Origin of the sequence: Bacillus sp. JJ1127 (assembly GCF_036965845.1) — a bacterium.
In the GTDB taxonomy this organism is placed as follows: Bacteria; Bacillota; Bacilli; order Bacillales; family Bacillaceae_G; genus Bacillus_A.
This window is the reverse complement of record NZ_JBALQK010000106.1, coordinates 1-12401: the sequence shown is the minus strand read 5'-3', so window position 1 is coordinate 12401 and position 12401 is coordinate 1. Positions and strand designations below refer to the sequence as shown.

Here is a 12401-nt window from a genome sequence, read left to right as displayed (position 1 = left end):
AAAAAGAGGGATTTTATGTCGTTTTTTAATTGATGTATATATACTATGCGCCCACTACAGGTTATCGTGAATACGTTTTTCACATACAATAACACCATCTTCATCCGCATACACATATTGATTAGGAATCCACTCAATTGCTCCAAATTGTAAAGGGATTTCTGCCTCTCCTTTTCCCTCTTTTCTACTTCTCTTTGGCATTGTTCCTAATGCCAATATACCAATATTAATGTTCCGCAGTTCCTTAGAATCACGAACACATCCATATATAATAACCCCTGCTAAATTTCGTTCTTCTGCAATGTTTGCCAAATTATCTCCAAGTAACGCACAATTCGTAGAACCCTCTCCATCAACTACTAATACAGTTCCTTCCGGCAACGATTGCAACGCTTCTTTCACTAATACATTATCATCTTTCACTTTAACTGTTGCAATTTTCCCATAAAATTGCTCCTTCTTGCCGTATGACTGAAACGCTTGCTGACATACTTGTACCTCATTTTCAAAAACATCACAAAGATCTGCTGTTTTCCACATCTTTCTCCCTCTCTTCTTTTACATTATATGTTACATATTCTTGTATTTTTGCATTTCCCCTGTCTTATGCTATAAAATTTTGTATACTAAATAAGACGAAATACATATAAGGAAGTGTACTATATGAGTAGCAAAACAAACGCTTGTCGTCTACTTGATAAGCATAAAACTAAGTACTCCGTCCATGAATACGAATGGGATGAAGAAAATTTAAATGCTAAGCATGTCGCAGAGCAGGTTGATCTGCAATTAGAACAAGTTTTTAAAACACTGGTCCTTCGAGGCGATAAGACAGGTGTTATTATGGCGTGTGTTCCTGCCCATAAAGAATTGAATTTAAAAGCATTAGCATCCGCAAGTCAAAATAAAAAAGTTGAAATGGTTCACATGAAAGAAATACTAGGGCTTACAGGTTACATTCGCGGTGGTGTCTCGCCGCTAGGCGCGAAAAAGAACTATCCATTATATATTGATGAATCAGCAGCTAATCTTAATCCAATCAGTATTAGTGCTGGTAAAAGAGGATTACAAATTTTTATATCCGGCAAAGATTTAATTGAAGTAACAAGAGCTACTACTGCTACAATTACATTATAAAAATATTGATATTCAAAAAAACATTTGTTATAATTTTAAAAAAACTCAAGGAGAGATTGCATATGTTTTATTTTAATACTTCTTTCCAACTTCATCATCATACATAACGCCGTGTATCCGAAGAATTTTTTCTTCGTGGGTACAGGGCTTTTCCTGTTGACCCACGAAGCATCTATAAAGCTATGTGGGTATTTTTATACCTGCATAGCTTTTTTTAATTTAAAAAGGAGTGATTCAAATGGATATAAGAAATGTAAAAGGAACAAAAGATTATTTACCGTCAGAACAAATATTGCGAAATACAATTAAACGAGCTTGTGAAGAGACTTTTGAGCGCTATGGCTGTAAACCACTTGAAACGCCTACACTAAATATGTATGAACTTATGGCTTACAAATATGGCGGTGGTTCCGAGATTTTAAAAGAAATGTATACACTACGTGACCAAGGAAACCGCGAACTCGCACTTCGTTATGATTTAACAATTCCCTTTGCAAAAGTTGTAGCAATGAATCCGGATATTCGCCTTCCCTTTAAACGATATGAAATTGGCAAAGTATTCCGTGACGGTCCAATTAAACAAGGTAGGTTCCGCGAGTTTATCCAATGTGACGTTGATATAGTTGGGGTAGAATCTGTTATCGCTGAAGCTGAATTAATGGGCATGGCTTTTGATCTTTTTCAAACTTTAAACTTAGATGTTACGATTCAATATAATAATCGTAAGTTATTAACAGGTATTCTGAAATCAATTGAAATTCCAGATGCCTTAACAAATGATGTCATTTTATCATTAGATAAAATTGAAAAGATTGGAATTGACGGTATACGAAAAGACTTACAAAGTCGCGGAATCGTAAAAGAAATGATAGAAATTATTTGTAATACGATTGAGTCTTGCCTGACGCTAGACCTGAATGAATTTAAAGAAATGTTCTCAAATTCACTTGTTACAGAGGGTATCAATGAACTCAAGCAATTACAACAATATTTACTCGCACTTGGCATCAAAAACAATACTAGTTTCAATCCATTCTTAGCGCGAGGTCTTACAATGTATACGGGTACAATTTATGAAATTTTCTTAACAGATGGCAGTATTTCTTCAAGTATTGGTAGTGGCGGACGTTATGATAATATAATTGGAGCCTTTCGTAATGATAATACACCTTATCCAACAGTAGGTATTTCCTTTGGTCTAGATGTTATTTACACTGCGCTTGTGCAAAAAGAAACAAATTCTAATTCTGCTGATATTTTCATTATTCCAATTGGAACGGAAACGAAGTGTTTACAAATCGCCCAGCAATTACGTTCGAATCATACTCTTAAAATTGAACTTGAACTTGCTGGCCGCAAGCTGAAACGAGCTCTTAATTACGCAAATAAAGAAAAGATTCCTTACGTACTTATTATTGGTGAAACCGAAATCTCTACGGAAACCATTGTTTTACGTAATATGAAAGAAGGTGTAGAGAAAAAGATTCCTCTCTCCTGTATCGAAAATGGGACTCTAAGAGATTATTTATAATCAAAACTACCCTTTCACTTACATGAAGTCCTTTTTATGCCCCCTAGAGAATATACATGTGAAAATAATTTTATATGGGGGGGTGTTTGGAGTTGCAAGGGAGGGTAAGTTTAAGCATTGGTTGGATGACTTTGTTTCTAATGGGGACTGACTTGTTTGTGGTATCTCCATTGTTACCATTCATTTCTAAAGCATATACAGTTAGTCCAACGACGACTGGATGGATGGTAACTGTTTTTGCGGTTACATATGCTTTTTCAGCTCCTTTATTTGGATGGCTTTCAGATAAAAAAGGACGAAGAACATTTATTACATTTGGTTTATTGATGTTTGCTATTTCTAACGCACTAACTGCTTTTGCTCCTTCATTTTTATGGCTAATTGTTAGCCGTATTTTAGCTGGTTTGTCCGTTGCTTCAATCACTCCTATGATATACGCAATCATTGGAGATATTGCGCCACCAAATCGAAGAGGAACATGGCTTTCGATTGTTGTCTCAGGACACTTAACGGCTCTTTGGGCAGGAGCGCCATTCGGTACGTTATTAGAGTATTTTCTTGGTTGGCGATCAGTATTTGTTGTAATGGCGATCATAGGAGCAATATTGGCGGTAGTGAATTTCAAAACATGGGAATCCACTCTTAAAAGTGATTTAACAAGAAACCTATTAGAAGGAAATCTGCTAAGAATACTTGGCTCTGTAAGTGTTACTACCATTTGGGCGATCTCAATGTATACCCTTTATGTTTATTTAGGTGCAGCTCTTTACTCCGAAAATAGATTCTCATCATCAGAAATCGCATTAGCTGTTACTTTTTATGGTGTCGGTGCTGTTTTAGGAAGCCTTACAAGTGGACAATTAACAGATAAATTTGGAGAAAGAAAAATTTCGAAGGCTACGCTAATTTCCTTAATTCTAACACTCATTTGTTTAGGAATATTCTTCTCCTCTGGTGATTGGGTTTATTTCTTTCTTTTTATATGGGCTTTGGTTGGGTATGCAGGATTTACATCATACCAAGCACGATTAGCGGTGGAATATCCAAAAGAACGAGGAATTGTGATGGCATGGAATAATACAGCTCTGTATATTGGTATCACCATGGGCTCAATGATTGGAGGTTATGTCATATCTAATTGGGGATATTCTTTACTTCCATATGTTTGTAGCGTTGCAGCAATCGTAAGTTTTGTGCTTAGTACCCAAAAGGTACAAGAAGCCCCCAAAAAATCAGCTTTTTCAACAGATATATGACCTCAGAACGTGTTCACGAATAATAAAGTTGTTTCTATAGTTCTTAAAGAAATGAATTTACTATTTTAATAAGCTACATGCTACTGAATTAAGAAACCGAATAAAAATCAAAAAACCGATTCTTTAAATACATAAGAATCGGTTTTCTTCTATTTTAAATTGTTTTCTTCTTTATGCTACCTCTATATCCGCTGCAAATCCTGTTTGCTCATGAAATTGTAAGTCAATGCGCAAACTCTCCGGAATAAAATTGTGATATTCACGTAGGTAAAATGCAATTGCATCAATTAATTCCTGTTCACCAAACTCTACAGTTCGATACGGCAAACGAGCACTGGCGCCAAATCCTTTATTCGGATGAAACTGCAAATCAACATCAATTTGCTCCGGACGATACGCGTGGATAGCTGCTGCATGTACACAAACCGCATCAACTACATCCTGTTCAATAAAGAAAATCTTCATCGTTCTCTCTCCTTCTTAACGTCTTGCGAAAATACGTCGCAGAACCCAAACAATTCCTAAAAGGATGACAATATCTATTAACAAACCACTAGAAAAAAAGCTTCCGCCTACTCCACCAACTCCATGATTTCCAAATGGATGTAGCATACTACCTAGTAAAGCTCCTGCCCCAAATGATGCCGCATGGCCCCAAAAGCTAGATTTCTTAGGAGCTGGCTGTGACTGTGGTGTACGATCTACAGAAGCTGGTTTCTTCGATTGCACATTTGATGACGAAGATTTATAGCCAGAATGATATGTCCCATCTGAAGAACGATGACTACCAGAAGTCGACCCTTTCGTGCTGAATCCTCCGCTACTAGAATGGGATGAAACTGACGATTTACCGCCACTATAGGTTTTTGCCTGTGCAAATGTTGGTAAGGCAAACAGAGTGAAAGCTAACATTAATGTGAAAATTTTCTTACTCATATTCATCTGAATCCCTCTTTCATAAAAAATGAAATGTAGCACTAGTATAATTAACTTTTCTATTTCTTGCACGTATTTTGTACAAGAGATAGCTACAGTTGAAAGTCCTTATTAACACTATGTTTTTTAAGATAAAACAACCAAAACTAGAACAGTTCTTCTGCATTTTCCACTATGATTGTCATAAAGTGAAACTTCCGTCAGTGAAGAATTTTTTCATCTCCCACTGATGGAACTTACCACCCGCTAGATCGAGATGAAAAAACTCTTCATTAATAACTAGAACGATAAAGTCTTTCCTCGATTAAATGTTTCATAGTAGTATATTGAACGTTCTTAGAAAAATCCTTTCCTCTTGTACATACTGAGAGAATATACTCTTGGTGGAAGGGAATTTGTTTTATAAACCAAATTCCCTCCCATTGTTCATCGTATACTCTCCCCTCTGAAAGGGAAACTGTAAAAGAAGACAAGTTTTTAGATACACCTGTTCCAATCGCTTTTATATAACTTTCCTTTCCAGTCCAAATGTGATAAAAAGTCTCTAATTGTTTGTCTTCCGGTATTTTCTTCCACCATTTTTGCTCTTGTGATGAAAACAAATACTGCATTGCTTGAAAATCCACTGCCCGCACACATTCTATATCTATTCCAACAGGCTGCGTATCCACTGCGCATACAACCCATTCACCTGCATGAGATAAACTAAATTGAAATGAAGACAGATTATGAATATAGGGCTTTCCATATAAAGTACGGCCCCACTCAAGTCTATTTTTCATACCATATTTTTTATATACAATGTGATGCACTAGTGCATCACATACTATTTCTCTCATGATATCTTCATACGTTTTTCGAAGCGAGATTCTTGCACGTCTTTCTTCACTTATATAGGGAAGAAGATGTTCCCAATTGATGAACGTCTCTTTCTCCATATGCACTGCATATATTTCTAGCATATGAAATCACCCAACTTCCTTACTTTGTCTCTCTGTGGCATAACAATAGTTAGCAGGTGCTCCTTCCCAATGTGTATAAGCAGGTAAGGTTTCTCCTTTCATAACAAGCGAAAGGTTTCCAAGTGATGATCCCGGATTCATAACCGTATCATATAAAATAACAGAACCATTTCCGATTGAACAGCTATTACCAATAACAAGATTGGACATTTTCATAACACGATCCTCAAATAAATGCGTCTGCAGCGTACTGTTCAAGTTAATGGCAGCACCATCTCCAATATGCACTAAATCAAACTCTGATATGTGTGTAGAATCCAAGAATACTCTTTCTCCCATTTTCACGCCAAACCAGCTCAGAATATACCGTGCAAACGGTGTCCCTAAAAATAAATTTAACAAGTAAGGAACAGTCACATTTTCATATAAAGCTGTCACTAATTCACTACGCCATACAAATGTGCTCCATAGCGGCTTCGCCGTCTGCTCGTAACGACCAATGAGAAGTCTTTTAATAAGAACAACTAGTCCTGATGCTAGTAAACCCGATCCTATTGTTAACAATGGAAACAATGCAATGATCTCGAGGGCAGAAAAATAGCGAGTTTCCTCCCAGAGGCTAAACACTAAAAAGCCACTAATCCAAATAGCAAAAGCACCTGGAAGCGTAACGCGACAAAATTCAATCATAAGTCGTTTTATATAAAGACTTCTTGTTGGATGATATGTTTCCTCTTCCGAAAAATTAGTATTAATGTCTCGGTTTGGTAAAAACATAGATGGTGAACCTAACCATGATGTATCATTAGAAATCTCTTTTTCCTCCGGAGGAACAGACATAACTCCAATTAAACAACCATTTCCGATTGTTTTTCCTCCTTCAATATGAGCGCTATTTCCAATAAACGTACGGCTTCCAATCTTTGTTTTCGCAATATGAATTTGATTACGAAATACTTTTGGTGTACCAATAGAAACAGCATCAGCAATAAAGCTTCCTTCACCCGCGATTAGTAAATCTGGGGCAATATTCGTAACGGTAGAAACTTCAACCATTTTCCCCATTTTCGCACCGAGTAGACGTAGAAATGGCGCTGCATAAATTGTCGCATACAGTGAATTATTGAATGCTAAGCTCATCATGAGTAGCTTATCTACAAACCATTTTCGTACATAAAATGTACTATGCAACGAATATTGTCCTTCTTTTACTCGGCCTAGTATAACCCGTTTTAGCAAGACGATTACAAAACATAACGTAACTACAGCAATAAGCGAAAATATAGGTGCTAAAAGCAACTCCCAAGCTCCCATATATGGAAATAAGCCTCGTATTAGAAAAATAGCTGGTAAAAAACTCATACTCGGAACTAACATAAGCATAATGATTCCAACTATATACAATACACCAAGTCCAAAACGATGCAATCTGTTTTGTTTTGCTGAAAAAGCTGCCATCGCTTCTACATGATCATCTTTTACATTTGTTTGCCTTGCAGGAGAGCCGCTCCAACGCTCATTAGTTGGTATAACCATATTAGAAGGAAGCATCGATTGCTCTCCTAATTGCGAGTGATCTTGGACAGTTGTATTAGGAGAAATAACAGCATTTGATCCGATATAACAGTTGTTTCCCACTGAAATTTTGCCGATTTTTAGTGTATTCCCTTCAACTGTGTAACCAAGCAGCTGTGCGTCTAATCCAATACTACTTTCATTTCCGATTTCAATTAAGTCAAACGAATGCAAGTGCTGCGTGCCAATGTAACAATCTTTTCCGATTTTTGCTCCCATCAGACGATAATACCAATTTAAAAACGGTGTTCCTGTTAAGAAGCTAACCGGTGCAAGTGCTTGAATTCGGCGCACAAGCCACCAACGAAAGTAATAACTTCCCCAAAGTGGATACTCTCCCTCTTTAAAACGACCAATTAAGAGCCACTTTGCCACAATGGAAATAATAATCATAGCCGGGCAATAAATAGCAAACATAGAAACTACAGCTAAGAAAATTTGCTCATCTCCCCACGGACTATTAGATAAATGTAAATACACAAGTACAAAAGGCAACGATGCTAAAAGTGTAAGGGCATATATACTAATTCCCTGCAAAAACCCATTTTTCTTATATACACCGTCTGATACAGGCGGTAATTCTTTACGGTCTGGTTGCTTTATTTCAGGTCTAGATTGTGATTGTATAAAATCAGCAAGCTGCTCAATTGTTGGATGTGCATACACATCTGAAACAGCCATACCTGTCATCATGCGATGTTCCCGAAGTTTTGATACAACGAGTGCAGCGAATAAGGAATGCCCGCCTAAATCATCAAAGAAATGTTCCGTAACAGAAATATTATCTTGCTGGAAAACTTCTTGCCATGCCTTGGCGATTATTTCTTCCATTTCGTTTTTAGGCTCTGTATATTCTTTCTGAAAACGCTGCTGCCCTGTTGGTGCCGGTAAACTCTTACGATCAACCTTTCCGCTTATAAGAGTCGGAAGCTCATCAAGCACCTCAATGTAAGAAGGTACCATATATGCCGGAAGCCGTTCTTTAAGACGATTGTGTATAACCGACATATTTGGCGTCTCTCCTTCATCCAATACAAGATAAGCAACTAATACTTGTAGTCCAGGTGCTTGTTCATGTACATTCACAACAGCACCCCGCACATGAGGAACAGCCATGATAACTGCTTCGATTTCGCTAAGCTCAACGCGATATCCACGAATTTTCACCTGACTATCAATTCTTCCTAAAAATTCAATATCTCCTTGCTTGTTAAAACGAACTAAGTCTCCTGTCCGGTATAAACGCGTTGAATCAAAAGGTGTTTTACAAAATGGATTATCAACGAACTTTTCTTTTGTTAAATCTTCTCGGTTCACGTAACCACGAGCTAATCCGGCACCTCCAATATATAATTCACCGGATTCTCCAATAGGAACGGAATGCATCTGTTCATCTAAAATATAAACGCTATAGTTAGGAAGAGGTTTTCCAATTGTCACTGGTTTGTTCGGATCGCATTCTGCATAAGTAGCAATTACTGTTGCCTCTGTTGGACCGTACGTATTCATCATACGCCTTCCAGGTCGACACCAGCGCTGCACAATATGACTTGGACACTCTTCTCCTCCAACAATTAACAAACGCAGTGTTGGAATATCTTCTTCCCACATCGTAAGCAATGTTGGTACACAAGAAAGAACTGTTACACCAAGCTCTGTCAACCTCTTCGGTAACTCCATTCCACTTTGCTGTAACTTACGCGTACCAACTACAAGCGCTGCACCGTTTGAAAATGCCATCCAAATTTCCTCAACAGATGCATCAAATGCAGTGGTAAATCCTTGGTACACTCGATCTTCTGGCATAACTTGATAAAAAGTTTGTGAAGCTCTCACAACATGAGCTGCAGTATGATGCTCAATTAACACACCTTTTGGACGCCCTGTCGTGCCTGAAGTGTAAATAATATAAGACAAATCATCATATTGTACTTGCACTTCTTCTTTACATAAGCGTTCACCATCTTGATCTGCAATCAATGTCGCTTCTTGATCTAATAGAACAGCTAAGCATTCTACATGAAACCGAGCAGCAATTTCCGCAGTCATAATAACTGCTGCAATGCCGCAGTCTTGTACAATATATTGCACCCGGTCTTCTGGATAACTCGGATCTAGCGGTACATACGCAGCTCCCGCTTTCATAATACCCAGCATCGCAATATAAGTTTCTATAGAGCGATCTAAAAGAATCGCTACGCGGCTGCCGCGTTTAATTCCTTTCAATCGTAAATATCTGGCTAATTTATTCGACTCTACTTCTAGCTCTCTATACGTTATCTTCCTATCGTCACAAATAACAGCTATCCTGCTTTCATAACGATCTACAATTTCTTCAAATATATAATGTAAACATTCCTCTTTAAGGAGTTCTGGTTTTCTTTGACCGTAATTCCATTCGAAAGGAGGAAAATGCGTATGTGTAGATGCTTCTAGTATGGACTTCATACAATTCAATCCTTTCCCCACAGTAACATGTATTGGATAACAAATTATTTTTCCACTGTACGCTATATAAATTTCGTTCTAGTATTATTACGCAGAAAATACAAAGAACAAGAGTAAACAGCTTTAGCCTGAAATATAGCACACACATATGTAAATCATGTGTCCAAACTGTGTACAATGTACATACCAAAATATGTATACTATAAAGAAATAATACTTTAAGGGATATCGCCCCACATCCATCAACTTAAGAAATTAATTGTTCCCCAAAACGAAAAAAATGAACTAAATTCCCATGGACACCTATGAAAAGATGAAATTTTCGTTATGGGGTCACTTTAAAATGTTAGCTTGGCGGGCATGCGGCAAGCCCCCTAGAAGACATCGCATTCATTTCTGTTGACTTTATCAATTTTCCGGTAATATTTGCAATTGAATTCATGTTATCACAAAGATAAAAAAACATGTTGTATATTTTAGAATTGACATGAGATTATATTGATTTTATACTGTCAGTAACACATTACTGTTAATGACAGTATAATGTTATTAACAGTATTAACTTTAATGTTATGTTAACGAAAAAATTTTCACATTTAAATTAGGAGGTTGTATATTTTATGAAACATACAGGGAGACATACAGGTGCATTTCTTTTGCTGTTTTTAACAGAGGGAGATTGCTATGGAGGGAAACTTCTGCAGAAATGTGAAGAAGAGCTTCCTATCAATCCAATTGATAGTGCCATCATATATCGCACACTAAAAAAATTAGAGAAAGAAGGTGCTGTTGAATCTTATTTGGATACAACTGATCAAGATAAGCCGATAAAGATGTACAAAATTACTACAGTTGGAAAAAGAAAATTAGAAGATTTTCAAATAGATATTGAAGAAAAAATTAAGAATTTATCATTTTTCTTAAACAAATATAAAGAATGGAAGGAGTCTGATCATGATTAATGGTGTTATTCTTTACGCTATCGCTATTATTCTTATCAGTATTTCTTTTATAAAGGATCGAAATAAAACAAAAGACGCTCTATTAAAGTCATGGAAAATGTTTCGTAATATTATACCTGACATGTTATCAATTATGCTTTTCGTTGGACTGTCACTATCTATATTAACGCCATCACTCATTTCTTCAATCATTGGAGAAAAATCTGGATTGATAGGTATTGTTTATTCGACATTAATTGGCTCTGTTGCACTACTTCCAAGCTTTGTTGTATTTCCTCTTGGACATACATTAGTCCAAAATGGTGCTGGTCTTCCTCAAGTAGCTGCATTAATGTCTACATTAATGTCAGTAGGAATCTCAACTTTACCTATGGAACAAAAAATATTTGGACGAAGTTTTGCTTATTCTCGCAATGCATCTGCAGTAGTAATGTCTCTCATATTTTCATATATTATTTGGGTGGTGATGGTATGAATGAATTAAGAAAGTATCATTTCTTTTTCATTTTATTATCTGTTCTCATTATCCTAACTCTTATAAACCAAACGGTGGGATGGAAGGCATTTCAATTAACAGGAAAAAGCATTTTAGATATGCTGCTTCTACTCCCTCCTGTCTTAGTATTCGTAGGTTTGCTTGACAAATGGGTGGAGAAAGAAACGCTAATTAGATATATGGGGAAAAAATCTGGCATTTATGGCACCTTATTTTCCCTATTATTAGGAGGAATTGCAGCTGGCCCCCTTTACGTAGCTTTTCCAATTGCGGCACTTTTATTAAAAAAAGGAGCAAGCATACGGTACATTGTATTTTTTTTAGGAGTTTGGACAACTGCAAAATTACCGGTTATTGTATATGAATTTGCTTCATTTGGAGTTAAATTTACACTCATTCACATTTGTTTTGGTTTATTATTTTTCTATTTAATGGGTGTTATTTTTGAAAAATTTTATGACCATCGACAATTGTTAAAGTATGATATAACGAAAGAAGTTTAGATTTAGATCAATAAGTCTTTAAACTCCTCAATCCCAGATTTTTTTGTAACTGTAGATTTTAAATAGCATTTGATCAAAAATCCTTATAAACTAGCATAGATGAACAAAATAAATAAAATCTTATTATATGGTTAAATTAATGATTTGTTATTCATCTTTACCCTACTATAAATAAGTCATGTAAACTTACAATTCATAATTCTGCAGAAAGGAAATATATCTTCTTGAATACAAATAAACAAAGTGATGCAAAAACGGGAATTAGAATATCTATCTATAGGAATGTGTTTTGGGACAACTTTTGGGCTACTTATTAATAATCTTGCTCTTGGTATAATGATTGGTGTTGCTATTGGATTTGGAGTTTCTAAAATAAAACGAAAGAAATAACTTCATTTATGCTAAACAACAGCAGTAGAATAAATCCTTACCTTTGAAATGGTAAGGGGTTATTCTTATAAAATTTAGTTACCATAATCTTTGTTATCGGTAATCAAAAAGGGCAATTCTTATATACGAATAGGTAAAAATTTTTCTATTATTAGATTCTAATTTATTTACCAAATAGGGGATCAGCCCCATCACCATCAAGCTA

At 36.1% G+C, this 12401-nt stretch carries 11 protein-coding genes; 6 read left to right on the top strand and 5 right to left on the bottom strand.

Annotated features, from left to right (window positions below):
* Positions 1-54: 54 nt before the first annotated feature.
* On the bottom strand, positions 55-540 hold the full coding sequence (rraA, locus tag V7183_RS11920) for a ribonuclease E activity regulator RraA (protein WP_097897073.1): 486 nt from the start codon (positions 538-540) through the stop codon (positions 55-57).
* Between the two features lie 123 nt (positions 541-663).
* Between rraA and ybaK the strand changes: the two genes are divergently transcribed.
* The 3 genes from ybaK to V7183_RS11905 all read left to right on the top strand — a co-directional run bounded on the left by ybaK (position 664) and on the right by V7183_RS11905 (position 3924).
* Positions 664-1137, top strand: a complete 474-nt coding sequence (ybaK, locus tag V7183_RS11915) for a Cys-tRNA(Pro) deacylase (RefSeq protein WP_097897072.1) — start codon at positions 664-666, stop codon at positions 1135-1137.
* 238 nt (positions 1138-1375) lie between these two features.
* Positions 1376-2668, top strand: a complete 1293-nt coding sequence (locus tag V7183_RS11910; RefSeq protein ID WP_335359646.1) for a histidine--tRNA ligase — start codon at positions 1376-1378, stop codon at positions 2666-2668.
* 92 nt (positions 2669-2760) lie between these two features.
* Positions 2761-3924 carry an MFS transporter gene (locus V7183_RS11905; protein ID WP_335359645.1) on the top strand — a complete coding sequence of 388 codons (1164 nt, stop codon included), beginning with the start codon at positions 2761-2763 and terminating at the stop codon, positions 3922-3924.
* Between the two features lie 171 nt (positions 3925-4095).
* On the opposite strand, the gene V7183_RS11900 is transcribed toward V7183_RS11905, so the two are convergent.
* The 4 genes from V7183_RS11900 to V7183_RS11885 form a co-directional block, all read right to left on the bottom strand.
* Positions 4096-4389, bottom strand: coding sequence for a DUF2653 family protein (locus V7183_RS11900; protein ID WP_335359644.1), 294 nt, complete (start codon positions 4387-4389; stop codon positions 4096-4098).
* 15 nt (positions 4390-4404) lie between these two features.
* Entirely contained in the window at positions 4405-4866 is a 462-nt protein-coding gene (locus V7183_RS11895; RefSeq protein ID WP_335359643.1) for a hypothetical protein, read from the bottom strand.
* Positions 4867-5132: 266 nt separating this feature from the next.
* Positions 5133-5822 (bottom strand): 4'-phosphopantetheinyl transferase family protein, encoded by a 690-nt coding sequence (locus tag V7183_RS11890; RefSeq protein ID WP_335359642.1) that lies wholly within the window; start codon positions 5820-5822, stop codon positions 5133-5135.
* Positions 5823-5828: 6 nt separating this feature from the next.
* Positions 5829-9845, bottom strand: a complete 4017-nt coding sequence (locus V7183_RS11885) for a Pls/PosA family non-ribosomal peptide synthetase (RefSeq protein ID WP_335359641.1) — start codon at positions 9843-9845, stop codon at positions 5829-5831.
* 620 nt (positions 9846-10465) lie between these two features.
* On the opposite strand from V7183_RS11885, the gene V7183_RS11880 reads away from it, so the two are divergent.
* From V7183_RS11880 to V7183_RS11870, 3 genes are read left to right on the top strand one after another with little or no spacing between them, the layout of a single operon-like run.
* On the top strand, positions 10466-10807 hold the full coding sequence (locus V7183_RS11880; RefSeq protein ID WP_242221317.1) for a PadR family transcriptional regulator: 342 nt from the start codon (positions 10466-10468) through the stop codon (positions 10805-10807).
* Positions 10800-11282, top strand: a complete 483-nt coding sequence (locus V7183_RS11875; RefSeq protein ID WP_335359640.1) for a hypothetical protein — start codon at positions 10800-10802, stop codon at positions 11280-11282. The genes V7183_RS11880 and V7183_RS11875 overlap by 8 nt, the downstream gene beginning before the upstream one ends.
* Entirely contained in the window at positions 11279-11806 is a 528-nt protein-coding gene (locus V7183_RS11870; RefSeq protein ID WP_335359639.1) for a permease, read from the top strand. Before V7183_RS11875 ends, V7183_RS11870 begins: the two co-directional genes overlap by 4 nt.
* Positions 11807-12401: the final 595 nt, after the last annotated feature.

Coding starts and splice junctions, on each gene's coding strand:
- rraA (WP_097897073.1), bottom strand. CDS start 540: ATGTGGAAAACAGCAGATCTTTGTGATGTTTTTGAAAATGAGGTACAA.
- V7183_RS11910 (WP_335359646.1), top strand. CDS start 1,376: ATGGATATAAGAAATGTAAAAGGAACAAAAGATTATTTACCGTCAGAA.
- V7183_RS11900 (WP_335359644.1), bottom strand. CDS start 4,389: ATGAAGATTTTCTTTATTGAACAGGATGTAGTTGATGCGGTTTGTGTA.
- V7183_RS11890 (WP_335359642.1), bottom strand. CDS start 5,822: ATGCTAGAAATATATGCAGTGCATATGGAGAAAGAGACGTTCATCAAT.
- V7183_RS11880 (WP_242221317.1), top strand. CDS start 10,466: ATGAAACATACAGGGAGACATACAGGTGCATTTCTTTTGCTGTTTTTA.
- V7183_RS11875 (WP_335359640.1), top strand. CDS start 10,800: ATGATTAATGGTGTTATTCTTTACGCTATCGCTATTATTCTTATCAGT.
- V7183_RS11895 (WP_335359643.1), bottom strand. CDS start 4,866: ATGAATATGAGTAAGAAAATTTTCACATTAATGTTAGCTTTCACTCTG.
- ybaK (WP_097897072.1), top strand. CDS start 664: ATGAGTAGCAAAACAAACGCTTGTCGTCTACTTGATAAGCATAAAACT.
- V7183_RS11885 (WP_335359641.1), bottom strand. CDS start 9,845: ATGAAGTCCATACTAGAAGCATCTACACATACGCATTTTCCTCCTTTC.
- V7183_RS11870 (WP_335359639.1), top strand. CDS start 11,279: ATGAATGAATTAAGAAAGTATCATTTCTTTTTCATTTTATTATCTGTT.